The following is a 25,141-nucleotide window of genomic DNA, read 5'->3' as shown; positions in this document are numbered from 1 at the left end:
AGGAGGCTCAGAGGACGTCCGTGTCGCCGCTCGCCTTGAGGGCGGCGACGGCCCCCTTGACCTTCTGCGCGTGCTCCTTCGTGGTCACGAGCAGCGCGTCCGGAGTGTCGACGATCACGACATCCTCGATGCCGATGAGCGCGATGACCCGCTTCGTGTCGGAGACGACGATCCCGCTCGCGTCCTCGGTGAACACGCGGGCCCCCTCGCCGAGCACCGTGACGGCGTCGACCTCGCGGGCGCTGTTGAGGCGGCCGATCGCGGCGAAGTCACCGACATCGTCCCAGCGGAACGCACCGGGGACGACGGCGACGTCCCCGGCCGCCGCTGCCGGCTCGGCGACCGCGTAGTCGATCGCGATCTTCGGGAGCGTGGGCCAGACTCTGGCGGTCACCGCGTCGCGCTCCGGGGTGTCCCAGGCCGCGGCGATCTCCACGAGGCCCGCGTACAGCTCGGGCTGGTTCGCCTCGAGGTGCTCGAGCATGAGCGAGACGGGGGCAACGAACATGCCCGCGTTCCAGAGGTATTCGCCCGACGCGAGGTACTTCTCCGCAACCTCGAGGCTCGGCTTCTCGACGAATTCGACGACCTCGCGCGCGCTCGGTGCGCCGTCGACGTCGAGCGCGTCGCCGCCCCGGATGTAGCCGAAGCCCGTCGACGGGTGGGTGGGCTCGATCCCGATGGTCACGATCTTGCCGCGCTCCCCCGAGGCGGCCGTGTGGATGGCCTCGAGGACGGCCGCCTGGAAAACGGAGTCCGGGCTGATGACCTGGTCCGCGGCGAACGAACCCATGATGGTCGCGGGATCGCGCCGGTGCAGGATCGCGGCGGCGAGGCCGATCGCCGCGCCCGAATCCTTCGGCTCGCTCTCGAGCACGAGATCCGCGGAGTCCAGCTCCGGGATCTGGACGCACACCGCGGCACGGTGCGCCTCGCCCGTCACGACGAGGAACCGCCCGCCTGCGAGCGGCGTGAGCCTGTCATAGGTGGCCCGGATGAGCGTGCTGCCCGAGCCCGTGAGGTCATGGAGGAACTTCGGCGCGGCCGCACGCGAAAGGGGCCACAGCCTCGTGCCGACCCCGCCGGCGGGGATCACCGCGACGAACCGCGCGAGGTCGTCGCGGTTCGTCGCCGCTGGAACGGGCGCAGAATGAGTGCTCATCGCCCCTACTCTAGTGGAGCGCCGATCTCTCAGCGCGAGCGCCACTGGCGCCTCGGTGGCGCCTGTGATAATCGCCACTCAGCCTGCCCGGCGACCGTGAGCAAATTGAATAAGCTGTGAGCGAAGCCTAGATTTAGGCTGGAGCTCGACAGAGTACGCGTCCGCCAGAAGAGACGGACGCCTTCTGCATCGGTGCCCTCGCCTTCCCGGCGAGCGCCGGCATCGGTGCTCGCAGGGAGGTTTATCAGTGCCGACAAAACCAGCTGGCACCCTGTACCGCGGCCGTGAAGGCATGTGGTCATGGGTCGGTCACCGGATTACCGGGGTCGTGATCTTCTTCTTCTTGTTGGTGCATGTGCTGGACACCTCATTGGTGCGTGTGTCCCCTGACGCCTACAACGCCGTGATCGGCGAGTACAAGAACCCGATCATGGGCCTCGGCGAGACCGCGCTCGTCGCGGCGATCCTCTTCCACGCGTTCAACGGCCTCCGCATCATCGCCGTCGACTTCTGGAAGAACGGCCCGAAGTACCAGCGGCAGATGCTCTGGACGGTCCTCGGCGTGTGGTTCGTCGTGTTTGTTGCGTTTGCCATCCGCCAACTCTCGATCGTGTTCGGAGGCTGAGCATGAGCACCGATATCCGGTTCCCCCGCAGCACGTCGGAGACGGGGCGCATCGCCCCGAAGTACAACCGCCACGGCGGAGGTGCGAAGGGCGGCTTCGAGATGGCCGCGTGGCTCTTCATGCGCCTCTCCGGCATCGTCCTTGTGGTCCTCATCTTCGGCCACCTCTTCGTCAACCTCATGCTCGGCGACGGCGTCCACGCGATCGACTTCGGCTTCGTTGCCGGCAAGTGGGCGAGCCCGTTCTGGCAGTGGTGGGACCTCGCGATGCTCTGGCTCGCCATGCTCCACGGCACGAACGGCGTGCGGACCATCGTCAACGACTACGCCGAGCGCGACGGTGTGCGCTTCTGGCTCCTCGTGGTCCTCTACGCGGCGGCGATCGCGATCGTCATCCTCGGCACGCTCGTGATCTTCACGTTCAACCCGTGCCCCACCGTCAACGGAGTTCCGCTCCCAGGCTCCTTCTGCCCCAAGCCGTAGCAGACAGTCCAGGCGGCGCCCGCCGAACGCCGGCGCCGCAGACTCGCGCGAGAGAGAGAAGCATCCAGTATGCAGGTCCACAAGTATGACGTGGTGATCGTCGGCGCCGGCGGCGCCGGGATGCGCGCGGCCATCGAGTCCGGCCAGCGCGCGCGCACCGCCGTGCTGACCAAGCTGTATCCCACCCGATCCCACACCGGCGCGGCCCAGGGCGGCATGTGCGCCGCCCTCGCGAACGTCGAGGAGGACAACTGGGAGTGGCACACCTTCGACACGGTCAAGGGCGGCGACTACCTCGTCGACCAGGACGCTGCCGAGGTCATGGCGAAGGAGGCGATCGACGCGGTCCTCGACCTCGAGAAGATGGGCCTCCCGTTCAACCGCACGCCTGAGGGACGGATCGACCAGCGTCGCTTCGGCGGCCACACCCGCGACCACGGCAAGGCGCCGGTGCGCCGCGCGTGCTACGCCGCGGACCGCACGGGCCACATGATCCTGCAGACGCTCTACCAAAACTGCGTCAAGCACAACGTCGAGTTCTACAACGAGTACTACGTGCTCGACCTCCTCATCGTCGAGGAGGACGCGGTCCGCGAGGACGGCACGGCGTACAAGCAGAAGCGCGTGGCCGGTGTGGTCAGCTACGACCTCGCCTCCGGCGAGCTCCACGTCTTCCAGGCCAAGGCCGTCATCTTCGCAACGGGCGGTGCGGGCAAGGTCTTCAAGACGACCTCGAACGCCCACACACTCACCGGCGACGGCATGGGCATCGCCTTCCGACGCGGCATCCCGCTCGAGGACATGGAGTTCTTCCAGTTCCACCCGACCGGACTCGCCGGCCTCGGCATCCTCCTCTCGGAGGCGGCCCGCGGCGAGGGCGCGATCCTGCGCAACTCGGAGGGCGAGCGCTTCATGGAGCGCTACGCGCCGACCATCAAGGACCTCGCCCCGCGTGACATCGTGGCCCGCTCGATGGCCAACGAGGTCCGCGAGGGCCGCGGTGCCGGCCCGAACAAGGACTACGTCCTCCTGGACCTCACGCACCTCGAGCCGGCACACATCGACGCGAAGCTCCCGGACATCACGGAGTTCGCGCGCACCTACCTCGGCGTCGAGCCGTACACGGAGCCTGTCCCGGTCTACCCGACCGCGCACTACGCGATGGGCGGCGTGCCGACGAACATCAAGGGCGAGGTCCTCCAGGACAACGACACGATCATCCCTGGCCTGTACGCGGCCGGCGAGGTCGCGTGCGTGTCCGTCCACGGCTCGAACCGCCTCGGCACGAACTCGCTGCTCGACATCAACGTGTTCGGCAAGCGCTCGGGCATCAACGCCGCCGAGTACGCGAAGACGGCTGACTACGTCGAGCTCCCGGAGAACCCGGCGAATGAGACGATCGCTCTGCTCGACTCGGTCCGCAACGCCTCGGGCACCGAGCGCATCGCGTCGATCCGCGCGGACCTGCAGGAGACCATGGACACGAACATGCAGGTGTTCCGCACCGCGGACTCCATCGCGAAGGCCCTCTCCGACATCGAGGCCCTGCGCGAGCGGTACCGGAACATCAGCATCCAGGACAAGGGCAAGCGCTTCAACCTGGATCTCCTCGAGGCCGTCGAGCTCGGCTTCCTCCTGGACCTCGCCCAGGTCATGACGGTTGCGGCCCTGCACCGCAAGGAGTCCCGCGGCGGCCACTACCGCGAGGACTTCCCCAACCGCGACGACGCCAACTGGATGAAGCACACCATGCTCTACAAGGACGACGCCGCAGAGACCGAGGGCATCAAGGGCCTCCGCTTCGGGACGAAGCCGGTCGCCTTCACCCGCTACGAGCCGATGGAGCGTAAGTACTGATGAGCGCGTCAACTGTAGAGCCCGCATCCAAGGTCGAGCTGCCCGCGAGCGTTGGCGGCGGGGGCGAAATCCCCACGTTCGACATCACGCTCCGCGTCCGCCGGTACAACCCGGAGGTCTCGGAGGAGTCGCACTGGGACGAGTACCAGCTCACGATGTACGGCACGGACCGTGTCCTCGACGCGCTCCACAAGGTGAAGTGGGAACTCGACGGCTCGCTCTCGTTCCGCCGTTCGTGCGCGCACGGCGTGTGCGGCTCCGATGCCATGCGCATCAACGGCCGCAACCGCCTCGCCTGCAAGACGCTCCTCAAGGACCTCGACACGTCCAAGCCCATCACGGTCGAGCCCATCAAGGGCCTTCCGGTGGAGAAGGACCTGATCGTGGACATGGAGCCGTTCTTCCAGTCCTACCGCGAGATCATGCCGTTCCTCATCTCGAAGGGCCACGCGCCGACGAAGGAGCGCCTCCAGTCGGCCGAGGACCGCGAGCGGTTCGACGACACCACGAAGTGCATCCTGTGCGCCGCGTGCACGTCCTCGTGCCCAGTCTTCTGGACCGACGGGCAGTACTTCGGCCCCGCGGCGATCGTGAACGCGCACCGCTTCATCTTCGACTCGCGTGACGACGCCGGGGACATGCGCCTCGAGATCCTCAACGACAAGGAGGGCGTGTGGCGCTGCCGCACGGTCTTCAACTGCACCGAGGCCTGCCCGCGCGGCATCCAGGTGACGAAGGCGATCTCCGAGGTCAAGCAGGCCATCCTGGCCCGCCAGTTCTGACCGGCCCAGTTCTGACCGGCCCAGTTCTGACCGGCTGAGTTCCCGCCGAGGGCGTCGCTGCGAACCGCAGCGACGCCCTCAGTCGTTCTGCCGGTCCCCCCGCGGGCCGAAGCCGCGCAGCATCTCGAGCGGCCAAGGCCCGCGCTGGCGACGGTTCCGCGGCCGCTTGAGCGTGCCCTCGGCCGCGGTGGCGGGGTCCGCCAGCGGTGAGCGGACGACGGCGGGTGGCGCCGCGCCGTCGTCGTCCTCCTGATGCCGTGCCCGCGCGGGCTCCCCCGCCTCGGGGGCCTGGACAGGGGCCGGGGGCCGGACCGACGCCGCAGCGTGGACGGGCCGCGGAGCTTCCGCCCGGGCGGAGGCGGAGGACGCGCGACCGGCGGGGCCGGCCTGGGACCGGGCGCGCGCAAGCGCGCGGGACGCGTGCGGCGTAGGCCGGGCCGCGCCGAATGGCGCCCCACGGCGGCGCCCCGGCGGCACGGTGTCCGCCTCCCGGATCGCCGCCCACGCGGCGGAGACGAGATAGACCTGGCTCACGAGATTGAACCAGATGAGCAGGCCCACAATGATGGCGAACGAGGCGAGGAGCGGGTTCGCGCCGGCGCGTGCGAGGAGCTGGCTGCTGAACAGCTGCAAGATCGAGGTCCCGATCCCAGCGATGAGCGTCCCCTCGACGAGGGCCCGCCGGGTGAGGTGCAGGCGGCCCGCGAGCCGGAACATGATGACGGCCGTGAGCCAATTGAGCAGGAACGGGACGATGATGCCGATGAGCCAGCCGATCGGCGCGACCACGGCCGGATCGAGCTGGAGGGCGGACTCGATGAAGCCGAGCGCCGCGGTGAACAGGATGCTGATGCCCGAAGTCAGCACGAGCGCTACGCCGAGGAGCAGGAGCGTGCCTGCGTCGCGGAGCCGCTGCACGAGCGGATTCGTCGTCAGCCGCGGGGCGTCGACGATGCCGCGAAGCCCGTCCCGGAGGCTCGTGATCCAGCCGAGCGAGGTCAGGACCGTGACGACCGCCGCGACGATCGCGGTGATCCCGAGCCCGGACGGATTGAGGAGGGCCTTCGGATCCGCGAGTCCTTCCTGGCCGTCGACCTTGAGCAGCCCGGGCGCCGACTGCGCGATGCTCCGCACCACACGGTCCACGAGTTCAGGCTGCCCGGCGAGCACGAGACCGGCGATCGAGAAGCCCGTCGCGAGCAGGCCCAAGATCGAGAAGAACATGTTGAAGCCGATCCCCGCGCTCAGGAGGGGCCCGTGCCGGAGCGAATAGTGCTGGAACGCGCGCAAGGGGCGGAACGCGTTGAGCCGTGCGAGGAGCTCCTGAACAAACGCGAGGGCCAGCTTGACCCGCCCCGCTCCCTCGAGCCTCGCCCTGCCGTAGTTCTGCCGAGCCTTGAACACGTTCGCCCGTAGCTTGGCCAGCTCCGTCGGAAGCGGCTGCTCAGGCTTGGTGTTCCTCGTCGTCGTCCCGGTTCGTCGCGTTTCCGCCAAAGTCCAGCTCTTCCCGTAGTTGCCAAAGGCCGTCGGCATCGTGCTCGTAGAGGCCCATGCTATCCACCGTGAAAGTGGTGCTGTAGTCACGCAGCGCCTGCTCGGCCGCGTCGAGCCGACGCGGCTCGACGTCGTGGGCCACCGTCACGTGCGGGTGGTAGGGGAACGGGAGCTCGCGTTCGAGCGGCCCGCGCTGCAGCTCACCATGGAGCCGCACGCATTCGTCGAAGCCCTCCGAGACGTTCAGGTACACCACCTCGGACACAGGACGGAAGGAGCCCGTGCCGGAGACGGTCACGCGGAAGGGAGCCTGCCGGGATGCGACGTGCCGGACGTGGCTCAGCGTCGCGTCCCAGTCCTCGCTCTCGGTAGTGGTCACGAGCGTGATGTGGGCAGGGATCACGTGGGCCATGGGATCGCCGAACGACGCGCGCCACGCGCGCAGCTCCGCCGCGACGTCCTCCGGGAAGCCCAGGATGACGCCGACCAGCGGCCCGTGTCCGTCCAGCGCAGCCTGCGCCTCGACCTGACCCGTCATTGCCTCAGACGGACGCCGAGGCCGGGCTCATGGCGGGCAGGAAGCCGACCTTGCGGTAGACCTCCGCGAGCGTCTCCGCGGCCACCTCGCGGGCCTTCGCGGCCCCCACCGCGAGCAGCCGGTCGAGCTCCGCGGGGTCCCGCAGCAGTTCCTCGGTACGCGCCTTGATGGGCGCCACGGTGTCACCGACGATCTGCGCCACATCTGCCTTGAGGTGACCGTACATCTTGCCCTCGTAGGACGCGACGAGCTCGTCGATGCCTTGGCCCGTGATGGTCGAGATGATCGTGAGGAGGTTCGAGACTCCCGGCTTCGACTCGCGGTCGAAGCGGATCACCGTCTCGGTGTCCGTCACGGCCTGCTTGATCTTCTTCGCCGTGACCTTCGGATCGTCCAGCAGGTTGATGAGCCCGTGCGCCGACTCCGCGGACTTGGACATCTTCGCCGTGGGGTTCTGCAGGTCGTAGATCTTCGCCGACGTCGGCGGGATGAGCGCCTCCGGCACCGGGAACGTCTCGGCGTACCGCGTGTTGAAGCGGTTCGCGAGCGTGCGCGTCAGTTCGAGGTGCTGGCGCTGGTCCTCGCCGACGGGCACGCCGTACGGCTTGTACAGGAGGATGTCCGCGGCCATGAGCGTGGGGTAGGTGAAGAGCCCCGCGCTCGCGGCGTCCTGGCCGTGCCGGGCCATCTTGTCCTTGAACTGCGTCATGCGGGACGCCTCGCCGAAGCCCGTGAGGCACGTGAGGACCCAGGCGAGCTGGGCGTGCTCCGGGACGTGGGACTGGACGAAGAGCGTCGACTTGTCGAGGTCGATACCGCCCGCGAGGTATTGGGCCGCCGTGAGCCTGGTGCGCTGGAGAAGGTCCTCAGGCTTGGAATCGACCGTGATCGCGTGCAGGTCCGGGATGAAGTAGAAGCACTCGTACTGATCCTGGAGCCTGACCCAGTTCACGAGCGCGCCAAGGTAGTTGCCGAGGTGGAGCGAATCACCCGAGGGCTGCATGCCCGAAACGAGCCGCTGCCGCCCGGTCGTGGCCAGGGTCGAGGTGGTGTCCGTCATGGTGTGGGGTTCTTCCGGGGTCTAGAGCTTGTAGTCGATCACGAGCGGCGCATGGTCCGAGAAGCGCGTGTCCCACGCCGTGGCGCGGTCGACGACGGCGTTGGTCGCCACCGCGGCGAGCCCGGGCGTGGCGATCTGGTAGTCGATGCGCCACCCCGCGTCGTTGTCGAAGGCGCGGCCGCGCTGCGACCACCATGTGTACGGCCCGTCGATCTGGCCGGACAGCTCGCGGTGCACGTCCTTCCAGCCGATCTCCTCGCCGAAGAAGCGATCGAAGTAGGCGCGCTCCTCGGGGAGGAAGCCGGCCCGTTTCTGGTTCGCTTTCCAGTTGCGGATGTCGAGCGGCGTGTGGCCCACGTTGAGGTCGCCGACAACGAGCGCGTAGTCGCTCAGCTGTGCCAGCTGCGGAAGGCGCAAGACCATCTCGTCGAGGAAGCGGTACTTGTCGACCTGCTTGGGGGTGTCGACCTCGCCCGAATGCACGTAGGCGCTCACGACCGTGAGCTGCTTCCCGCCGTCGACCGCGAAATCCGCCTCGACCCAGCGGCCTGCCGTCTCGAAGTAGGCGTGGCCGATGCCCACGCGCGTGGCCGCCGGCGCCAGGCGCGAGACTATCGCGACGCCCGCCCGGCCCTTCGCGTCCGCCTCGGCGTGGAGGATGTGCCAGCCGTCGAAGAGCGAAGCGACGACCTCGTCAGGTGCCCGCACCTCCTGCATGCACAGGACGTCGACATCGCGCGACTCGAGCCACTCGGGCATCCCCTTGCGCCACGCGGCGCGCAGTCCGTTGACGTTCACCGTGGCAACGCGCAGCGCCCCATTCTTCGGAGCGTACGCCGGTGCGGTGCTAGCAGCTTCGAGAGTCACCCAGCCACTCTACCCTTCGTCGATGACCGTTCCGGTGACGGGTTCCCCGCCGTCCGGGCGCAGCATGTCCCGAGCGTTCGCGGCCGTGATCTGGATGGTCTCAAGGGCCCTCGCGACCTGCTCTGCGTCCTTGCCGAGGTTGTCGCGGACCACCCGCTCCTGGACCTGGATGATCTTGAACGAGTGGTCGAGCTTGAGGTCGCGGACCTCGTCCACGCTCTGGGCCTCTCCGACGGTCCCCCCGGCCATGGACGGCGCACGGCCGAACTGGCGCGCCGCCTCCTCGAACCGCTCGCGGGCACGCCGCCCGGCGCCCCGGACCGTCACGAAGACGAAGACGGCGAACACGAGCCACGCGAGGGAGACCACCGCGACGATCCACCCGATGAGCTCATTCCGGTTCGCCGCGAAGATGACTGCGACGAGGAACGCGAGGACCAGGACGGAGAGTCCGAGCGCGCCGATGCGGAAGCCCGATCGCGCCGGGGTGGGGTTCTGGGAGCCGAGTGACTGCATGGACCCCATTCTCCCAGACCGCCCCGGGGTCTCTGGCCGCCGGGCTGGGCGCCGGGCCGGGCGCCGGCAGCGAGGGACGGACAGCGTGGGATGGTCGGCCAGGGACGGTCAGCGGAGGAAGAGCGCCCGGAGCCGCCGCGTGGTGAAGAGCATCCCGACCAGGATCATCACGACGTAGTACGCGAGGTGGACCCACGTCGCGGAGCTGAACGAGCCGATGCTGATCTCGCGCATGAGCTCCACGCCGTGCCAGAGCGGGAAGACCTCCACCATCCACTGGATCGGGAGCGGGTACACGCTCAGCGGGTAGAAGGTCGCGGAGAACAGGAACATGGGCAGCATCACGAACGTGATGATGTCCATCTGCTGGAACGTCTTCATATAGCTCGTGATCGCCATGCCGAAGCTCGCGAAGCCGAACGCGACCATGACCGAGGTCGGGACGAGGAGCAGCGCCCACGGCGTCGTGATGAGTCCCATGACCGCCATGACGCCCGTGAAGCCGAGGGCGTACAGGAAGCCTCGGAACAGGGCCATGAAGATCTCGCCGAGCGCGATGTCGAACGGACCGAGCGACGTGTACAGCATGCTCTGGTAGAGCTTGCCGAAGTGCATCTTGAAGAAGATGTTCCACGTCGAGTCGTAGATCGCCCCGTTCATCGCGGAGACGGCGAGGAGCGCAGGTGCAATGTAGGCGGCGTAGCTGATCGTGGCACCGCCGGGGCCCTCGACCGCGCCCACGAGGTTCCCGAGCCCGATGCCCATCGACAGGAGGTAGAACACCGGCTCGAAGAAGCCCGAGACGAGGATGATCCAGTTCTGGCTCCGGATCACCTGGAAGCCGCGCTCGATGACGGCCTTCGCGTTCCGCGCGTAGAGCGCGCTGAGCGGCCGCCGGTCCGCGGCGAGGACGTAGTCTTCGTCGGTCAGGAAGCTCATGCGCCCATCCGCTTCGTGTAGTTGCGCCGCGCCCACAGGATTCCGAACACGCAGAGCGCAGCGAGGTAGAGGACGTGGACCGCCACGAGCCAGGCCGGCTCCGTGAGGCCGATCGCCACGAACCGCCCGAGCTCGTTGCCGTGCCACAGCGGAGAGATCCAGCCGATCCACTGCATGGCCGAAGGCATGGTCTCGAGCGGGTAGAACGTCCCGGAGAACAGGAACAGCGGCATGATGATGAACCGCTGGATCATCGAGAACTGGAAGTTCTCCTTCTGGATGCTCGCGGCGTACGCCATGAGGGGCGTCCCGACCGCCAGGCCCGAGAGAACACCGGCCGGGATGAGCAGCCACGCGGCGGGGCTCATAGCGGCCCCGAACGCGAGCACGATGAGGAAGAAGACGGTGCACTGGACCACGAGTCTCACGCCGACCGCCATGACGTGGCCGGCCGCGAGCTGTCCCGGAACGAGCGGCGTGACGTGGGGCCCATAGTAGATCCGGCGCCACTTGAAGCCGTCCATGACGGGGAACATCATCTCGTTCGCGCACGTCATGACGGCGCTCGAGACGAGCAGCGCCGGGGCGGCGTAGGCGAGATAGCCGACGCCGCCGAAGTGCGCGGACGGATTGCGGTCCACGATCGAGGCGAGACCCACGCCCATCGAGAAGAGGTAGAGGAGCGGGTTGCCGACGCTCGTGACGACGATCGTGACGAGATACGCGCGCATACCGCGGAGCATGTGCTCCGTGAAGTAGAACGCTCCCCAACGTCGCGCCTTCGCGGCAGAGACCTCCGGCGCGTGCGCGACGAGGAGCTCCGTATGTCGGTCCTCACTCAACGAGCGACCGCCCCGTCAGCCGAAGGAACACGTCCTCGAGCGACGCACGCCGCACGAGCGAGGTGATCGGGTGCAGCCCGCGCGCGCGGATCTGCTCGAGCGAGCCCTCGCCGTCCTCCGTGTAGACGAGGACGCGGTCCGGGAGGACCTCGATGCGGTCCCCGGCGCCGTCGAGGCGAGGGGCGACGGCGGCGTTCCGGTCCGTGCCGAAGCGCACCTCGAGCACCTCCCGGCTCGAATGCTCGCGGATGAGCGCTGCGGGCGAGCCCTCGGCCATGATCTTGCCCTTGTCCACCACGATCAGGCGGTCGCACAGCTGCTCGGCCTCGTCCATGTAGTGCGTCGTGAGAACGAGCGTGACGCCCTGTTCCTTGAGCCGGAACAGGCGGTCCCAGAGGACGTGCCGGGCCTGCGGGTCGAGGCCCGTGGTCGGCTCGTCGAGAAGGAGGATCTTGGGATCGTTGATGAGGGACCGGGCGATCGTGAGGCGCCGCTTCATGCCGCCCGAGAGCGAATCCACCCTCGCCTTCGCCTTGTCCTCGAGCTGCGCGAACGCGAGGAGCTCATCGGCGCGACGCATCAGGTACGCCCGCGGGAGGCCGAAGTAGCGTCCATAGACGATGAGGTTGTCGCGGACGCGGAGTTCTTCGTCGAGGTTGTCCTGCTGCGGCACGACGCCAAGGTGGGCGCGGACCTCCGGGCCCTGCGACTCGGGGTCGAGCCCCATGATGTCGAGCCGCCCCGAGGTGCGCTGAGTGACGCCGCCGATCATCCGCATCGTCGTGGATTTTCCGGCGCCGTTGGGACCCAGAAGGCCGAACGACTCCCCCGCGGGGACGTCGAAGCTGATCCCGTCCACTGCATTGAAATCGCCGTACGTCTTGACGAGATCGCGGGCGCTGATCACCGTTCGGCGCAGCTCCGCGTCTCCCGCCACCGCCGTCCCCCCAGCTATGCCTGGTGATTGATGTGACACTCACCGCACACTAGTCGACAAGCTGGGCGGTCGGAAGGGATTCCGACGGTTTCTGCAACACGTGTTTCAGAAAGAGGGGGGTGCATTCGTTTTTCCCGTCGCCCCACCGGCGAAGAGGCTCGCGGCGAAGGCCATGAGCGCCTGCGCCCGCCGAGTGGGGCGCACGGCGGCGGACCACGCGAGGAGAATCCGCACAGGCGCGGGCGCCGGGGTGATTTCCGCCGCGACGACCGGCAGTCCCTCGTACGTCTCGTCGCGCCACGGACGCTGCACAAGCAGTGCGTACCCGAGCCCCCGGCCCACGAGCGAGCGCGTGAGCTCGAAGTCCGTGGTGCGGTAACGGATTCGGGGCTCGACGCCGGCGGCACGGAAGACGGCCATGGTGTGCTCACCGCTCGGGTGCAGGTCAAGGAACACGAGCGGATCGGCTTCGAGCGCGGCGAGCTCCACGGGGCCGCCCGTCGCGAGCGGATGGTCCGCAGCGAGCAGCACGTAGACGCGAGCCTCGTACAGCGTCCGGGCCGCAAGCCCCATCGGGAGGTTCATGTCGTACATGAGCGCGGCGTCGAGCTCGCCCGCCAGCAGCCGGCGCTCGAGCGGAACCTGCTGATCGGCGACGAAGTCGAGTTCGACGCCGGGGTGCAGCTCGGAGAACCCTTGGAGGATCGGAGGGACGAGCGTCACGGCGAGCGTCGAATAGCAGCCGAGCGCGAGTGGCCCGCGCAAGGCCGTTCCGGTGTCGCGCGCAGAAAGCTCGAGGTCAGCAGCCTCGGCAAGCAGCGAGCGGGCGCGGTCACACACGTATTGCCCCGCCGGGGTCAGCAGCGCGCCGTGGGCGCGGCGGCGCACCAGAAGCTGCGTCCCGAGTGCCCGCTCGAGGTCGTTGAGTGAGGCACCCACCGCAGTCTGAGTCACGTGCAGCCGGTCCGCCGCGGCGCTGATCGAGCCCGTCTCGCCGACGGCAATCAAGTAGCCCAGCTGGCGGAGCGTGAACCGGCTGGGCGCGCGCACAACGTCATTCGCGGCCCCGCGCGCACCCTTAGCCTCGTTCATCCCACCACGTCATCCATTCATCAGATTTTCTTGCTTTGCGTGCAGCTTATTTGAACTTTACCTACGTTTGTGGCGCACCCCACACTCGGAACAACCGCACGATCCACGACGAAGGAAAGACATGACACCGCTTTCAGCATCCCCACCGGTCCACGCAGGCGAACACGCCGCCCCGGTGGCCGACTGGGTCCGGATCGAGGACCTCTACACGAACCCGTACCCGATCTACCGCAGGCTGCGCGAGGAGGCTCCTGTCGCGTGGGTGCCGTCCGTGGGCCGTTACCTCGTGACCCGCTACGCCGACTGCCACTGGATCGAGCAGGACGCCGAGACCTTCTCGGCGAACGAAGACGGCTCACTTATGAAACGAGCCATGGGCCACTCGATGCTCCGCAAGGACGACCCCGAACACCAAGTGGACCGCGCAGCATACGGCCCCGTGCTCCGTCCCAAGGCCATCAAGGAGACGTGGACAGCGATCTTCGAGAAGAACGCCGAGAAGTACCTCGACGCGTTCGAGGCGCAAGGCTCCGGCGCAGACCTGCACCTCGGCTTCGCGGCGCCGTTCGCGGCGGAGAATCTGCGCGAGATCATGGGCTTCCGCAACGCAACGAAGGACGACATGCAGCGCTGGTCGCAGACCATGATCGACGGTACGGGCAATTACGCCGATGATCCCGAGGTGTGGGCGAAGTCCGCAGCGTCGAGCGCCGAGGTGGACGCAGCAATCGACGAACTGGTCCCAGTGCTCCGGGCCGACCCAGACGCCACGCTGCTCTCCGCCGTCGTCGGCGCCGGTCTGCCACTCGAAGCGATTCGGGCGAACATGAAGATGACCATCGGCGGTGGCCTCAACGAGCCGCGCGACGTGCTCGGCACCGCCGCGTGGGCTCTGCTGAGCAGCCCCGGCCAGCTCGCCCAGGTTCTCGCCGACCCCGCACTGTGGGCCACGGCGTTCGAGGAGGCGGTGCGCTGGGTCGCGCCCATCGGCATGTATCCCCGCCAGACCACTCGCGAGGTTGCACTCGGGGGCGCGACGCTGCCTCGCGGTGCGCGGATCGGCGTGGTCCTCGGCGCGGCGAACCGCGACCCGGAACAGTTCGACGACCCGGAGACGTACAACATCAACCGCGAGAAGAAGCCGCACCTCGCATTCGGCGGCGGAGCGCACTTCTGCGCCGGCACGTGGGTGGCACGGACATCTGTGGCAAACGTCGCGCTTCCGCGGCTCTTCGAGCGGTTTCCCCAGCTCCGGCTCGCCGATCGGCCAGCGCGCGAAGGCGGCTGGGTCTTCCGCGGCATGCTCGAGCTCCCTGTGGCGTGGAACTGAGGAGGAGACCATGCCCAGCATCACGTATTTCCAGCCCGACGGCACCCACACGACACTCGACGTCGACCCCGCGACCTCGGTCATGCGGGCGGCCGTCAACGCCGGTGTTCCCGGAATCATCGGCGAATGCGGCGGCCAGGCGATGTGCGCGACGTGCCACGTCTACGTCCGCCCCGAATCGCTCTCAGGGCTCCCGGAGCCGAGCGAGGACGAGGAGGAGATGCTCGACTGCACGGCGGCCCCGCGCCATCCCGCACGCAGCCGGCTCGGCTGCCAGATCGCTTGCGGGGAGGCCGACGCCCTCGCCGTCGACGTCCCCACGGACCAGGTGTGAAGTGAGCAGGTGCGACTTGGGCGCGAGCAGTGCGGACCACATCCTGGTGGTCGGCGCGGGGCACGCGGGCGTCCAGCTCATCGACTCGCTCCGCGCCGGCGGCTACGACGGGCGGCTCACCCTCCTCTCGCGCGAGGCCGGGCCGCCGTACCAGCGGCCTCCGCTGTCCAAAGACGTCATCGCGGGCGGTCCCTCCGCAGCGCCGCTCCTGCTTCGCGGCGCGGGCTTCTTCGACGATGCCCGCGTCGACGTCAGGTGGGGCGTCGACGCCGAGCGCATCGCGCGCGACGTACGAGAGGTCATCACCAGCACCGGCGAGCGGCTCGGCTACACGACCCTCATCCTCGCGACGGGCGCGGACAGTCGCCGGCTCGACGTGCCGGGCGAGGACCTCGCGGGGGTCTTCTCGCTCAGGACGCTGGACGACGCGCGGGCTGCCTCCGCCGCTCTCGACGGCGCCCGCAGAGCGGTCGTGGTCGGCGCGGGGTTCATTGGCCTCGAGTTCGCGGCCGGGGCGCGCGCACGGGGCGTGGAGGTCACGCTCGTCTCCCCGACAGAGCGGCCGCTCAGGCGTGTGGTCTCCCCCGCTGTGTCCGCCTACCTAGCCAAACGGCACACGCTCGACGGCGTACGGCTCGAGCTCGGCGAGCGCGTCGCCCGGCTCCGGGAATCGGACGGCGGCGCCGGGCGGCGCCGTGTCGGGGCGGTGGTGACGGCGTCGGGGCGCGAGTTTCCGGCCGACCTCGTGCTCGTGGGCGTGGGCGCGAAACCCGCGTCGGGACTAGCATCGGCTGCTGGGCTCGAGCTCGCGCCCGACGGCGGCGTGGCGGTGGACGCGAGCCTGCGCAGCTCGGATCCCGCGATCTTCGCGATCGGCGACTGCTCAAGCTTCCTTAGCGTCCACGCGGGCGGACGGGTGCGGCTCGAATCGGTGCAGAACGCGACAGACCAGGCGAGGTACCTGGCCTCGGCCCTCCTCGGCGCCGATCCCGCTCCGTATGGCGAGCTCCCGTGGTTCTGGAGCCATCAGGGTGCGACGAAGGTTCAGCTCGCCGGGCTTGGAAGGGCAGACGCGATCCGGGTGGTACGCGGAGACGTCGGTGCGGGGCGGTTCTCGGTGTTCAGCTACGACGGCGGCGACCTCGTGTGCGTCGAGTCGGTCAACAGCCCTGCCGACCACCTCGCGGCCCGCCGCCTCCTCGCCGCCGGCCGTTCAGTGGACCCGACGGAGGCTGCAGACCCGGGCTTCGACCTCAAGGCCTACTCGCGGGCCATCCCGGAGGCGGTGTGAGCGTGATCGCCGCCCGTCCCGGCCGCGGCCGCTTCGCCGTCGTCGGCTTCCACGAGGGCCTCATCAAAGCCGCTCAGCGCCTCGATCGCGTAGTCGACGAGCGCCGCGGCGCGCGGCGAGAGGGACATGTCCTCAGGCCAGATCGCCACCACGTGGGTACGCGACGCTCGCGGGCGGAGTGGGCGCACCGCGAGCGGACGGCCCTCGACGCTCATCGGCGCACTGTTGGGGCGCGACATGAGGAGCCCGTAGCCCACGCCGCGGCCCACCAGCGCCTGCACGAGAATCACCTGCGGGACACTCGTGAGGACCGTGGGCCGAAGGCCCCGCGCCGCGAATGCCTGGTGCGTGTTCGTGGCGCTGGGGCTCGATTCGTACATGATGAGCGGCTCCATCGCGAGCTCCGCCAGATCCACGGCGCTGCGGGCCGCGAGCGGATGCTCGGGGTGAAGGACGGCCTCGAGCTCGGTCGCATAGATCTCGCGTTGTGCGTACCCCATCGGGAGGAGCATGTCGTAGACGATCGCGACGTCGAGCCGCCCGGACTGCAGCGCGGGCAGAAGGTCGTCGTGGGTGCCCACGGTCACGTCCACGGACACGTTGGGGTAGCGGCGCGGAAAGCCGTCGAGGATCTCCGGGATGACGCTCGTGGCAAAGCTCGCGAAGCACCCGACCTTGACCGGGCCGCGGAGCCCGCCACCTCGGAGCTCGAGCGAGAGCTCGTGGGAATCCTTGAGGATTCCCCGGGCGCGCGCCGCGAAATGCTGCCCCGCAGGAGTGAGCTGGAGGCCTCGAGCCTTCCGACGCACGCACAGCTGCACACCCACAGCCTTCTCGAGGCCCGTGATGGCCTGGGAGAGCGCGGACTCCGAGATGTGCAGCCGCTCGGCGGCGGCGCTGAGTGTGGGGAAGTCGGGCAGCGCCGAGAACAGCTCGAGTTGACGAAGTGTGAGCTCAGCCATGGTCCACCGCCTCAAGGGAGGAAAAAATAAGTTGAAACGAAGTTCTTTGCCGATTTTCTGAAGTTTACATGCAAGAAGGTGGCGGCCACCATGGTGTCACCGTTCGCAACGCCCGGCGCCCACCCGCGCCGCTCTCGCCCCTGCGGCCACGAGCCGCCTCTCAGCAGGCATCAGCGCTGATGCCGAACCCAAGGACACAGATGAACACTCAAGGCGCCGCATCCGCCAGCTCGACCCAGCGCCGCGTCGCGCTGGCCACCATCATCGGCACCACGATCGAGTGGTACGACTACTTCATCTACGCCACCGGCGCTGCCCTCGTCTTCGCCGAACTCTTCTTCAAACCCGCCGGAGAGAACATCGCGCTGCTGCTTTCGTTCGCCACGGTGGGCATCAGTTTCCTGTTCCGGCCGCTAGGAGCGTTCCTCGCGGGTCACTTCGGTGACCTGATCGGCCGGCGCGCGATGCTTGTGCTCACGCTTTTTCTCATGGGTGGCTCCACGACGCTCATCGGCCTGCTGCCCACGTACGCGCAGCTCGGACTGGGCGCGCCGATCCTCCTGCTCGTCTTGCGCATCATCCAGGGCATCTCGGCCGGCGGCGAATGGGGCGGCGCGGTGCTCATGGCAGTCGAGCACGCCTCGGCGGGCCGACGCGGCCGCGCCGGCTCATTCCCGCAGCTCGGCGTGCCGCTCGGCATGCTCATCGCGTCGGGAGTGATGGCGCTCATGACCGGCGTGATCTCCCCCGGCAAGGCGTTCCTCGAGTGGGGATGGCGCGTGCCTTTCCTGCTCAGCGTCGTGCTCATCGTCGTGGGCTTCTTCGTCCGGCGCACAGTCGAGGAGAGCCCCGTCTTCGCCGAGCTGGCGGAGCGCGGCCGGCAGGCCAAGGTGCCGATCGTGGTGCTGTTCCGCAAGCACTGGCACCTCGTGATCCTCGCGGCGCTCGTGTTCGTTGGCAACAACGCCGCGGGGTACATGACGACGGGCGGCTTCATCCAGGGCTACGCAACGGGGAAGCTCAAGATGGACGCCACGGCCGTGCTCGTTGCGACGACCGTCGGCGCCGGTCTCTGGTTCGTCTCGACGGCCGTCGCCGGGATCCTTGCCGACGCGATCGGGCGGAAGAAGACCTACTTCATCGGCTTCGGCCTCCAGGTGCTCATGGTCTTCCCGCTGTTCTGGTTCGTGAACACCGGCACCCTCGGCGGTCTCTACGCGGGTCTGCTGCTGTTCTCGATAGGACTCGGACTCTCGTACGGCCCGCAGGCCGCCTGGTACGCGGAGATCTTCCCCGCGTCCGTGCGCTTCTCGGGGGTCTCGATCTCGTATGCAATCGGCGCAATCCTGGGCGGTGCGTTCGCCCCAACCATCGCCCAGGCCCTGCTCCAGGCGACGGGCACCACGGCCTCGATCTCGCTCTACCTGCTCATCGTTACGCTCGTGTCGATCGGCGCCGTCGCATGCCTCCGGGACCGCCGGGGCATCCCGCTCGGCCCTGACCACGAAGCGGAGCAGGCCACGGGAGCCACGATGTTCGGCTCCAAGCCGGGCCTCGCAGTGGAGCGGGCCGAGGTTTAGGCCGCGCGGCGGGGAGTGAGCCCGTCCCTTCCAGTACGTGGACTCGAAGGGACGGGCTCATTGCTTCGTCAGCTCCGCGAGGCCCGGCCAGCCCGGCCGGTCAGCTCGGTCTGCCGGCGCGAGCCCAGTCAGCTACCCTGTTCGGCGCGCAGCACCTCGAGCCGCTGCCGGTATTCGGTCTCGTCGATCTCGCCCCGCGCGAAACGCTCGCGCAGGACGCCCTCGGCGCTGTTCCCCTGGACGTCTGGATCCTGAACGTCAGTCCCCTGGTCTCCATATCCTTGGCCACCCATTCCCCGACCTCCGTAACCCCGTACGCCGTACCCGGGACCGGCATACCCCGGACCGGCGTAGCCCTGGAACTCACCCCAGTGGCGGCGCCACCAGAAGCGGCGCCCGAACGTGAAGATGAGCACGAAGACGAGGATCCAGGCGAGCGGGATGAGCAGGAACCACGGCCCGAACCAGGCGCCGTGCCACGCGGCGGTGTCCGCCATCACTGAAAGAGCGGTCATTGTGAGCCCCTTGATTGTCTGTCGGCTGGCCTTCAGCCGCTGATTCAAGTCTTCGGCGACGGCCGCTCGCGCGCGTCCGCCGGCCGGAGTGACTTGGCCGCGCACCGCTACTCCGCGCGGAGCAGCCGCCGATGCTCCGTCAGAGGGAACCTGCCGGCCCCAGGGAAAACGCCAGCGAGAGGGAACCCGCCGGCCGTAAGGGACCACGCCGGCGGCGATCCGCGTCAGCCGAGCCAGCCCGGCCGGACGAGACCCGATTCGTAGGCGAGGACCACGAGCTGCGCGCGGTCCCGGAGGCCGAGCTTCGTCATGGCCCGCGAGACGTGCGTCTTCGCCGTGAGCGGCGTGATGTAGAGCCGCTCGCCGATCTCGGCGTTGTTGAGCCCCTGCCCCACGAGCGCGACCACCTCGCGCTCACGTTCGGTCAGCAGCCGCACGTCGGCCGGCTGGGCCGCCGGCGCGGACGGCCGCTCCGCCGCGAGCCGCTCGAGGAGCCTCCTCGTCACCGAGGGCGACAGCATCGCGTCGCCCTCGTGGACGGCCCGTACCGCGCGGACGAGGTCCTCGGGCTCCGTGTCCTTGACGAGGAAGCCGCTCGCACCGGCCCGGATGGCGCCGGTGACGTACTCGTCGAGCTCGAACGTCGTGAGGATGACGACGCGCGGGCCGTGGGAAGCCGTCCCGGCCCCGGACCCTCCGTCCGTGCCCGGATTCGACGCGACGCGCCCCGGCGCAGGCGCGGCGGCGAGGATGGTTCGCGTGGCCTCGAGCCCATCGCCGCCCGGCATGCGGATGTCCATGAGCACGACGTCTGGGGCGAGGCGCGCCACCGCGGCGACCGCCTCCGTTCCGGTCCCCGCCTCCCCCACGACCTCCATGTCCGGCTCGGCGTCGAGAAGGGCCCTGAAGCCTGCACGGATAAGGGCCTGGTCGTCCGCGATGAGGATCCTGATCACCGGGTGCCCTCTCCGACCCGCGCCTCGGGGAGCTCGGCGCGGACCCGCAGGCCGCCGTCGTCCGCGAGGGTCAGGGCCCCGCCCACGGCCTCGACGCGCTCGCGCATGCCGCGCAGCCCCGAGCCGGGCGCTGCGCCGCGGAGTCCCGCGCCGTCGTCGTGCACCTCGACCACCACGAGCCCACGCTCGCGTGCGAGCCGCACCGTCACGCGGTGGGCGCCGGAGTGGCGCACGGCGTTGGTGAGCGCCTCCTGGACCACCCGGTAGGCCACGCGCTGGAGAGCGGGCGACGGCGGCGGCACGAGTCCCGAGGACAGGGTCACCTCGAGGCCAGTGCCCCGGGCGTCGTCGATGAGCGACGGCACCCGCTCGAGTGGCTCACCCGGCGTCACGGGCGCGTCCTGGCGGAGGACCCCGAGCAGCTCCCGGACCTCGCCGAGCGCCTCGTGGCTGGCCAGCTTGATGGCCTCGAGCGCGGGCCGGAGCTCCTCCGGGCGGCGGTCCGCGAGGTGGAGCGCCACGCTTGCGCGGACGTTGATGAGCGAGAGCGAGTGGGCCACAACGTCATGGATGTCACGCGCGAGCTCGAGCCGCTCCTGGTCCCGGGCCTCCCTCCGGTGGGCCTCCCACTCCCGGCGGCGTGCCGCGAAGCGCTCTCGGCGCACGCGCAGGGCCTCGCCGAGGAAGAGCACGACGGCGGTCCACGCCGCCACCGCTGCGGCGCGCAGCCAGTCGCCGGCCTGGAACGCGTCGACCGCACCCGCGACCACGAGCGCGGCGCCGGACGACCACGACCAGCGGCGTGCCCCCGCCGCCGTCGCGAGGATCAGGGCCAGGACCGGAGAGATGAGCACCGGGCCCCACGCGTAGCCGAGCGCGAAGTACGCGATCGTCACGGCCGCGACCGCAGCGACCACGGGCCCCGGACGGCGCCGGAGTCCGATCAGCAAGGCAGGGCCCGCCACGAGTAGCACGGCAGCGAGGAGGTCCAGCGGGTGGGCGGTCGGCTGACGGAACGACGAGACGTGGGTGCCCACGACCTGGACGACGGCGAGGATTCCCGCCGCGACCACGAGCACCGGCCACGGGGCGCGGCGGGGCCGCGACCGGCCAGACCAAGGGTTGCCCGACCATGGGTTGCCAGACCAAGGGTTCCCCGGCCAAGGGCTGCCGGGGCCCGCCTGATCACCGTCCCGCGCCCGCATGGGTCGAGCCTACGCGCCCCGGGTGGGCGCCGTCGTCGGCCGCGGGGCGCACACGGGGCTACTCCACCGGGAGCATGCTGAGTCCGCCGCGGCGGCTCAGGCGCGCGCGGCCTCGCGCTCCGCAGCCTCGACCACGTTGGTCATGAGCAGCGCGACGGTCATGGGGCCCACGCCGCCGGGGTTTGGCGAGATGAAGCCCGCCACGTCCGCCACCCGCGGGTCGACGTCGCCGAACACCTTCGGCTTGCCGCCGTCGGGGTCCTCCTCGCGCGTCACGCCGACGTCCAGCACGGCAGCGCCCGGGTTGACGTCCTCCGGCCTCACGATGTGCTTGACGCCGGCCGCGGCGACGATGACGTCCGCCTGGCGGAGGTGGGACGAGAGGTCCTGGGTGCCCGTGTGGGTGAGCGTGACCGTCGCGTTGATCTCACGGCGCGTGAGCAGGAGCGGGATCGAGCGGCCGATCGTCACCCCGCGGCCCACGACGACGACGTGCTTGCCCTTCAGGTCATAGCCGTTACGCACCAGCAGCTCGATCACGCCGCGAGGGGTGCACGGCAGCGGCGTGTCGATCCGGCCGTTGACGTTGAGCACGAGCCGCCCGAGGTTGGTCGGGTGGAGCCCGTCGGCATCCTTCGCAGGATCGATCCGCTCGAGGATCGCGTCCGTGTCGAGGTGCTTCGGCAGCGGGAGCTGCACGATGTACCCGTGGCACGTCGGGTCGGCGTTGAGCTCGTCGATGAGGGCTTCGACCTGCTCCTGCGTCGCGTCGGCCGGCAGCTCCTTCTGGATCGAGTTCATCCCGATCGCGACGGACTGCTTGTGCTTCATGCCGACGTACAGCTGGGAGGCCGGATCCGCACCGACGAGGACGGTCGCGATCCCGGGCGTGATGCCCTTGCCCTTGAGGGCCTCGACCCGCTCGGCGAGCTCAGCCTTGATGGCCGCGGAGGCGGCCCGCCCGTCGAGGACGACTGCGTTCTTTCCCGATGAGCTAGTCGTCATCGGTGTACTCACCACTCCTCGTGGCCCGGGTACAGCGGGAAGTCCGCGGTGAGCTTGTCGACGCGGGCCTGGAGAGACGCGAGATCGGCGCCGCCCTTGAGGGCGGACGCGATGATGTCCGCGACCTCGGTGAACTCCGCGGCGCCGAAGCCGCGCGTCGCGAGGGCCGGCGTGCCGATGCGGAGGCCGGACGTGACCATCGGCGGGCGCGGATCGAACGGGACGGCGTTGCGGTTGACCGTGATGCCGACCTCGTGGAGGAGGTCCTCGGCCTGCTGGCCGTCGAGCTGGGAGTTGCGCAGGTCCACGAGCACGAGGTGAACGTCGGTTCCGCCCGTGAGGACCGAGACGCCCGCGTCCGCGACGTCCTTCTGGTTGAGGCGGTCCGCGATGATGCGGGCACCCTCGAGGACGCGCTCCTGGCGCTCCTTGAACTCGTCGGAGCCCGCAATCTTGAACGCGACGGCCTTCGCGGCGATCACGTGCATGAGCGGGCCGCCCTGCTGGCCGGGGAAGACGTTCGAGTTGATCTTCTTGGCGAAATCCTGCTTCGCGAGGATCACGCCGGAGCGCGGGCCCGCGAGGGTCTTGTGCACGGTCGAGGTCACGACGTGCGAGTCCGGGACCGGGCTCGGGTGGAGCCCCGCGGCCACGAGGCCGGCGAAGTGCGCCATGTCCGTCCACAACAGCGCGCCGACCTCGTCCGCGATCGAGCGGAACGCGGCGAAGTCGAGGTGGCGGGGGTACGCGGACCAGCCCGCGATGATGACGTTCGGGCGCTCGGCAAGGGCCTGCTCGCGGAGCTTGTCCATGTCGATGCGGAAAGTGTCCTCTTCGACCTGGTAGGCGGCGACCTGGTAGAGCTTGCCGGAGAAGTTGAGCTTCATGCCGTGGGTGAGGTGGCCGCCGTGCGCGAGCGAGAGGCCCAGGATCTTGTCCCCCGGGTTGATCATCGCGGCGAGCGCGGCGGCGTTGGCCTGCGCACCCGAGTGGGGCTGGACGTTCGCGAATTCGGCCCCGAAGAGCTCCTTGACGCGGCTGATCGCGAGATTCTCGGCGACGTCCACGTACTCGCAACCGCCGTAGTAGCGGCGGCCGGGATAGCCCTCGGCGTACTTGTTCGTGAGAACCGAGCCCTGCGCCTCCATGACGGCGCGCGGCGCGAAGTTCTCGGAGGCGATCATCTCGAGCGTGTCGCGCTGGCGGCCCAGCTCCTGCTCGAGGACTGCGGCGATCTCGGGGTCGACGTCGGCAAGCGGAAGGTTGCTGACGGAGGACACGGTGGGATTCGTGGTGGTCACGGGATCTCCTGGATTGGGCTCGGCGTGCTACTGGTCAGGCTACCGGCCGCCCTGCCCGGGCTGGAACTTGCTTCCGAGGCGTGACGGCGCGATGGTGCTCGACCCCTGGCCCAGGCGTACGACCCACGGTGTCCCGGTGCGCCGCGCCGCCCAGCCGAAGCTTGGCGCCGCCGCGCGCGCCGCTCCCCGGTGGTGACCCACCCAACGCCAGTCGCGACGCCGACAGTCTATCCCGGCTGCGCCGGGAACACCCGGCCGTTTCGCATGGTTACGCCGATGGTTGACGTGTCAGCGTAGTGGCGGGAGGGCAGAGTGGAGACGCTCAAGACGGTGGTCGTCGGGGCCGGCCAGGCGGGGCTCAGCGCGGCGTACTGGCTCCAGCGCAGGGGGCTGCGCGCGTGGGCGGACTTCGTGGTGCTCGACGCAAACGACGGGCCCGGCGGGGCATGGCGGCACCGGTGGGCGTCCCTGACGTTCGACGCCGCGCACGGACTCCACCCGCTCCCCGGCCTCCCGCTCGAGGCGCCGGATCCCCGCGAGCCGAGCTCCGCCGTCGTCGGCCGCTACTACGGCACGTACGAGCGCGAGTTCGCGCTCCCGGTGGTTCGGCCGGCGCGCGTCGCGGCGGTGGCAGGGACGGACGACGGCGCCGCCCTCCTCGTGCGCGCGGACGACGGCAGGTCGTGGCTGGCTGGTTCGACCGCCGGAGCCGGCCCGCTCCTCGTGCGCGCGGACGACGGCCGCGAGTGGCTGGCGCAAACAGTCATCAGCGCCACCGGCACCTGGGACCGGCCGCACTGGCCGCACTATCCCGGCCAGGAGCTGTTCCGCGGACGTCAGCTCCACACCCACGACTTCGTGAGCGCGGAGGAGTTCCGCGGCCAGCGCGTGCTTGTAGTGGGCGGCGGGACGTCCGCGCTCCAGTTCCTCCTCCAGCTCGACGCCGCCGGCGCGACGACGCACTGGTCCACGCGCCGCCCGCCCGAGTTCCGCAAGGCGCCGTTCGACGCGGACTGGGGCATCGACGTCGAACGCCGTGTGAACGAGCGCACGCGGGCGGGGCTGCCGCCGCTCAGCGTCGTCGGCGCGACGGGACTGCCGCTCACCGAGCAGTATCGGGCCGGGATCGATGCGGGCGTGCTCGTGTCGCAGGGGCCCCTCGAGCGCATCACCGCGCACGGCGCCCTCCTCGCGAACGGGACCGAACTCGAACTCGACGCGATCCTGTGGGCCACGGGCTTCCGGGCGTCGCTGGGGCACCTCGCGCCGCTCCGGCTGCGGGAGCCGGGCGGCGGGGTGCTCATGGCCGAAGACGGCGTCAGCGTGGTGCGCGAGCCGCGCCTCTTCCTCGTGGGGTACGGGGCGTCCGCGTCCACCATCGGGGCCACGCGGGCGGGCCGGGCCGCCGCCGTCGCGGCGACGCGAGCCCTCGCTGCGGTGCCGGAGGCGCAGAGCGCTTAGCCTAGAGG

At 69.6% G+C, this 25,141-nt stretch carries 25 protein-coding genes; 9 read left to right on the top strand and 16 right to left on the bottom strand.

Annotated elements, in window-relative coordinates:
• Nucleotides 1–7 precede the first annotated feature (7 nt).
• Nucleotides 8–1,162: a mannose-1-phosphate guanylyltransferase gene (locus E6A26_RS01520; protein ID WP_136609405.1), complete on the bottom strand. Its 1,155-nt coding sequence runs from the start codon at nucleotides 1,160–1,162 to the stop codon at nucleotides 8–10.
• A 247-nt stretch (nucleotides 1,163–1,409) separates the two neighbouring features.
• Here E6A26_RS01520 and sdhC point away from each other — a divergent pair, with 247 nt between their 5' ends.
• The 4 genes from sdhC (at nucleotide 1,410) to E6A26_RS01500 (ending at nucleotide 4,908) form a co-directional block, all read left to right on the top strand.
• Nucleotides 1,410–1,787 carry a succinate dehydrogenase, cytochrome b556 subunit gene (gene sdhC, locus E6A26_RS01515; protein ID WP_136609404.1) on the top strand — a complete coding sequence of 126 codons (378 nt, stop codon included), beginning with the start codon at nucleotides 1,410–1,412 and terminating at the stop codon, nucleotides 1,785–1,787.
• A gap of 2 nt (nucleotides 1,788–1,789) precedes the next feature.
• Nucleotides 1,790–2,269, top strand: a complete 480-nt coding sequence (locus E6A26_RS01510) for a succinate dehydrogenase hydrophobic membrane anchor subunit (protein WP_136609403.1) — start codon at nucleotides 1,790–1,792, stop codon at nucleotides 2,267–2,269.
• Between the two features lie 69 nt (nucleotides 2,270–2,338).
• Entirely contained in the window at nucleotides 2,339–4,126 is a 1,788-nt protein-coding gene (sdhA, locus tag E6A26_RS01505; protein ID WP_136609402.1) for a succinate dehydrogenase flavoprotein subunit, read from the top strand.
• Nucleotides 4,126–4,908 (top strand): succinate dehydrogenase iron-sulfur subunit, encoded by a 783-nt coding sequence (locus E6A26_RS01500; RefSeq protein WP_136609401.1) that lies wholly within the window; start codon nucleotides 4,126–4,128, stop codon nucleotides 4,906–4,908. Before sdhA ends, E6A26_RS01500 begins: the two co-directional genes overlap by 1 nt.
• Before the next feature lie 78 nt (nucleotides 4,909–4,986).
• Here E6A26_RS01500 and E6A26_RS18085 read toward each other — a convergent pair whose 3' ends face one another.
• The 9 genes from E6A26_RS18085 to E6A26_RS01455 form a co-directional block, all read right to left on the bottom strand.
• Nucleotides 4,987–6,402 carry a YihY/virulence factor BrkB family protein gene (locus E6A26_RS18085; RefSeq protein ID WP_327407014.1) on the bottom strand — a complete coding sequence of 472 codons (1,416 nt, stop codon included), beginning with the start codon at nucleotides 6,400–6,402 and terminating at the stop codon, nucleotides 4,987–4,989.
• The gene (locus tag E6A26_RS01490) at nucleotides 6,353–6,940 is read right to left on the bottom strand and encodes a 2'-5' RNA ligase family protein (protein ID WP_136609400.1); all 588 of its coding nucleotides are present in this window, start codon (nucleotides 6,938–6,940) and stop codon (nucleotides 6,353–6,355) included. Before E6A26_RS01490 ends, E6A26_RS18085 begins: the two co-directional genes overlap by 50 nt.
• A 4-nt stretch (nucleotides 6,941–6,944) precedes the next feature.
• Nucleotides 6,945–8,000: a tryptophan--tRNA ligase gene (trpS, locus tag E6A26_RS01485; protein ID WP_136609399.1), complete on the bottom strand. Its 1,056-nt coding sequence runs from the start codon at nucleotides 7,998–8,000 to the stop codon at nucleotides 6,945–6,947.
• 21 nt (nucleotides 8,001–8,021) lie between these two features.
• Nucleotides 8,022–8,867, bottom strand: coding sequence for an exodeoxyribonuclease III (locus tag E6A26_RS01480; RefSeq protein ID WP_234864862.1), 846 nt, complete (start codon nucleotides 8,865–8,867; stop codon nucleotides 8,022–8,024).
• Nucleotides 8,868–8,876: 9 nt separating this feature from the next.
• Nucleotides 8,877–9,383: a hypothetical protein gene (locus E6A26_RS01475; RefSeq protein ID WP_136609398.1), complete on the bottom strand. Its 507-nt coding sequence runs from the start codon at nucleotides 9,381–9,383 to the stop codon at nucleotides 8,877–8,879.
• A gap of 108 nt (nucleotides 9,384–9,491) precedes the next feature.
• Nucleotides 9,492–10,322, bottom strand: a complete 831-nt coding sequence (locus E6A26_RS01470) for an ABC transporter permease (RefSeq protein WP_136609397.1) — start codon at nucleotides 10,320–10,322, stop codon at nucleotides 9,492–9,494.
• On the bottom strand, nucleotides 10,319–11,164 hold the full coding sequence (locus E6A26_RS01465) for an ABC transporter permease (protein WP_234864860.1): 846 nt from the start codon (nucleotides 11,162–11,164) through the stop codon (nucleotides 10,319–10,321). Before E6A26_RS01465 ends, E6A26_RS01470 begins: the two co-directional genes overlap by 4 nt.
• Complete coding sequence (locus E6A26_RS01460) at nucleotides 11,157–12,101, bottom strand: ABC transporter ATP-binding protein (protein ID WP_211128873.1); 945 nt, start codon at nucleotides 12,099–12,101, stop codon at nucleotides 11,157–11,159. Before E6A26_RS01460 ends, E6A26_RS01465 begins: the two co-directional genes overlap by 8 nt.
• 105 nt (nucleotides 12,102–12,206) lie before the next feature.
• Entirely contained in the window at nucleotides 12,207–13,193 is a 987-nt protein-coding gene (locus tag E6A26_RS01455; RefSeq protein ID WP_136609396.1) for a LysR family transcriptional regulator, read from the bottom strand.
• Nucleotides 13,194–13,314: 121 nt separating this feature from the next.
• Between E6A26_RS01455 and E6A26_RS01450 the strand changes: the two genes are divergently transcribed.
• The 3 genes from E6A26_RS01450 to E6A26_RS01440 are packed head-to-tail and all read left to right on the top strand — an operon-like array spanning nucleotide 13,315 to nucleotide 16,148.
• On the top strand, nucleotides 13,315–14,523 hold the full coding sequence (locus tag E6A26_RS01450) for a cytochrome P450 (RefSeq protein ID WP_136609395.1): 1,209 nt from the start codon (nucleotides 13,315–13,317) through the stop codon (nucleotides 14,521–14,523).
• Nucleotides 14,524–14,533: 10 nt separating this feature from the next.
• Nucleotides 14,534–14,857: a 2Fe-2S iron-sulfur cluster-binding protein gene (locus E6A26_RS01445; RefSeq protein WP_136609394.1), complete on the top strand. Its 324-nt coding sequence runs from the start codon at nucleotides 14,534–14,536 to the stop codon at nucleotides 14,855–14,857.
• A gap of 16 nt (nucleotides 14,858–14,873) precedes the next feature.
• Nucleotides 14,874–16,148 carry an NAD(P)/FAD-dependent oxidoreductase gene (locus E6A26_RS01440; protein WP_211128871.1) on the top strand — a complete coding sequence of 425 codons (1,275 nt, stop codon included), beginning with the start codon at nucleotides 14,874–14,876 and terminating at the stop codon, nucleotides 16,146–16,148.
• Here E6A26_RS01440 and E6A26_RS01435 read toward each other — a convergent pair.
• Entirely contained in the window at nucleotides 16,118–17,110 is a 993-nt protein-coding gene (locus E6A26_RS01435; protein WP_136609393.1) for a LysR family transcriptional regulator, read from the bottom strand. The two genes, E6A26_RS01440 and E6A26_RS01435, sit on opposite strands and share 31 nt — an antisense overlap.
• 200 nt (nucleotides 17,111–17,310) lie before the next feature.
• Between E6A26_RS01435 and E6A26_RS01430 the strand changes: the two genes are divergently transcribed.
• Complete coding sequence (locus E6A26_RS01430) at nucleotides 17,311–18,690, top strand: MFS transporter (RefSeq protein WP_136609392.1); 1,380 nt, start codon at nucleotides 17,311–17,313, stop codon at nucleotides 18,688–18,690.
• Between the two features lie 128 nt (nucleotides 18,691–18,818).
• Here the strand turns inward: E6A26_RS01430 and E6A26_RS01425 are convergent, their stop codons facing one another.
• From E6A26_RS01425 to glyA, 5 genes are all read right to left on the bottom strand, one after another.
• Complete coding sequence (locus tag E6A26_RS01425; protein WP_211128869.1) at nucleotides 18,819–19,205, bottom strand: SHOCT domain-containing protein; 387 nt, start codon at nucleotides 19,203–19,205, stop codon at nucleotides 18,819–18,821.
• Between the two features lie 224 nt (nucleotides 19,206–19,429).
• Nucleotides 19,430–20,161: a response regulator transcription factor gene (locus E6A26_RS01420; protein ID WP_136609391.1), complete on the bottom strand. Its 732-nt coding sequence runs from the start codon at nucleotides 20,159–20,161 to the stop codon at nucleotides 19,430–19,432.
• Complete coding sequence (locus E6A26_RS01415; RefSeq protein ID WP_136609390.1) at nucleotides 20,158–21,366, bottom strand: sensor histidine kinase; 1,209 nt, start codon at nucleotides 21,364–21,366, stop codon at nucleotides 20,158–20,160. Before E6A26_RS01415 ends, E6A26_RS01420 begins: the two co-directional genes overlap by 4 nt.
• 96 nt (nucleotides 21,367–21,462) lie before the next feature.
• Complete coding sequence (locus E6A26_RS01410) at nucleotides 21,463–22,371, bottom strand: bifunctional methylenetetrahydrofolate dehydrogenase/methenyltetrahydrofolate cyclohydrolase (protein ID WP_136609389.1); 909 nt, start codon at nucleotides 22,369–22,371, stop codon at nucleotides 21,463–21,465.
• A gap of 8 nt (nucleotides 22,372–22,379) precedes the next feature.
• Nucleotides 22,380–23,672: a serine hydroxymethyltransferase gene (gene glyA, locus E6A26_RS01405; RefSeq protein ID WP_136609388.1), complete on the bottom strand. Its 1,293-nt coding sequence runs from the start codon at nucleotides 23,670–23,672 to the stop codon at nucleotides 22,380–22,382.
• A gap of 312 nt (nucleotides 23,673–23,984) precedes the next feature.
• Here glyA and E6A26_RS01400 point away from each other — a divergent pair, with 312 nt between their 5' ends.
• The gene (locus E6A26_RS01400) at nucleotides 23,985–25,133 is read left to right on the top strand and encodes an NAD(P)-binding domain-containing protein (protein ID WP_211128867.1); all 1,149 of its coding nucleotides are present in this window, start codon (nucleotides 23,985–23,987) and stop codon (nucleotides 25,131–25,133) included.
• Nucleotides 25,134–25,141 lie beyond the last annotated feature (8 nt).

This window comes from Sinomonas albida (genome assembly GCF_004919045.1).
In the GTDB taxonomy this organism is placed as follows: Bacteria; Actinomycetota; Actinomycetes; order Actinomycetales; family Micrococcaceae; genus Sinomonas; species Sinomonas albida.
Note: the sequence above shows the minus strand (reverse complement) of the source record. Positions and strands in the feature narration are given on the sequence as shown.

Excerpts from the sequence above, each read along its gene's own strand:
- E6A26_RS01520 (WP_136609405.1), bottom strand. The coding sequence starts at position 1,162 with ATGAGCACTCATTCTGCGCCCGTTCCAGCGGCGACGAACCGCGACGAC.
- E6A26_RS01510 (WP_136609403.1), top strand. The coding sequence starts at position 1,790 with ATGAGCACCGATATCCGGTTCCCCCGCAGCACGTCGGAGACGGGGCGC.
- sdhA (WP_136609402.1), top strand. The coding sequence starts at position 2,339 with ATGCAGGTCCACAAGTATGACGTGGTGATCGTCGGCGCCGGCGGCGCC.
- E6A26_RS01500 (WP_136609401.1), top strand. The coding sequence starts at position 4,126 with ATGAGCGCGTCAACTGTAGAGCCCGCATCCAAGGTCGAGCTGCCCGCG.
- E6A26_RS01490 (WP_136609400.1), bottom strand. The coding sequence starts at position 6,940 with ATGACGGGTCAGGTCGAGGCGCAGGCTGCGCTGGACGGACACGGGCCG.
- trpS (WP_136609399.1), bottom strand. The coding sequence starts at position 8,000 with ATGACGGACACCACCTCGACCCTGGCCACGACCGGGCGGCAGCGGCTC.
- E6A26_RS01475 (WP_136609398.1), bottom strand. The coding sequence starts at position 9,383 with ATGCAGTCACTCGGCTCCCAGAACCCCACCCCGGCGCGATCGGGCTTC.
- E6A26_RS01470 (WP_136609397.1), bottom strand. The coding sequence starts at position 10,322 with ATGAGCTTCCTGACCGACGAAGACTACGTCCTCGCCGCGGACCGGCGG.
- E6A26_RS01455 (WP_136609396.1), bottom strand. The coding sequence starts at position 13,193 with ATGAACGAGGCTAAGGGTGCGCGCGGGGCCGCGAATGACGTTGTGCGC.
- E6A26_RS01450 (WP_136609395.1), top strand. The coding sequence starts at position 13,315 with ATGACACCGCTTTCAGCATCCCCACCGGTCCACGCAGGCGAACACGCC.
- E6A26_RS01445 (WP_136609394.1), top strand. The coding sequence starts at position 14,534 with ATGCCCAGCATCACGTATTTCCAGCCCGACGGCACCCACACGACACTC.
- E6A26_RS01435 (WP_136609393.1), bottom strand. The coding sequence starts at position 17,110 with ATGGCTGAGCTCACACTTCGTCAACTCGAGCTGTTCTCGGCGCTGCCC.
- E6A26_RS01430 (WP_136609392.1), top strand. The coding sequence starts at position 17,311 with ATGAACACTCAAGGCGCCGCATCCGCCAGCTCGACCCAGCGCCGCGTC.
- E6A26_RS01425 (WP_211128869.1), bottom strand. The coding sequence starts at position 19,205 with ATGACCGCTCTTTCAGTGATGGCGGACACCGCCGCGTGGCACGGCGCC.
- E6A26_RS01415 (WP_136609390.1), bottom strand. The coding sequence starts at position 21,366 with ATGCGGGCGCGGGACGGTGATCAGGCGGGCCCCGGCAGCCCTTGGCCG.
- E6A26_RS01410 (WP_136609389.1), bottom strand. The coding sequence starts at position 22,371 with ATGACGACTAGCTCATCGGGAAAGAACGCAGTCGTCCTCGACGGGCGG.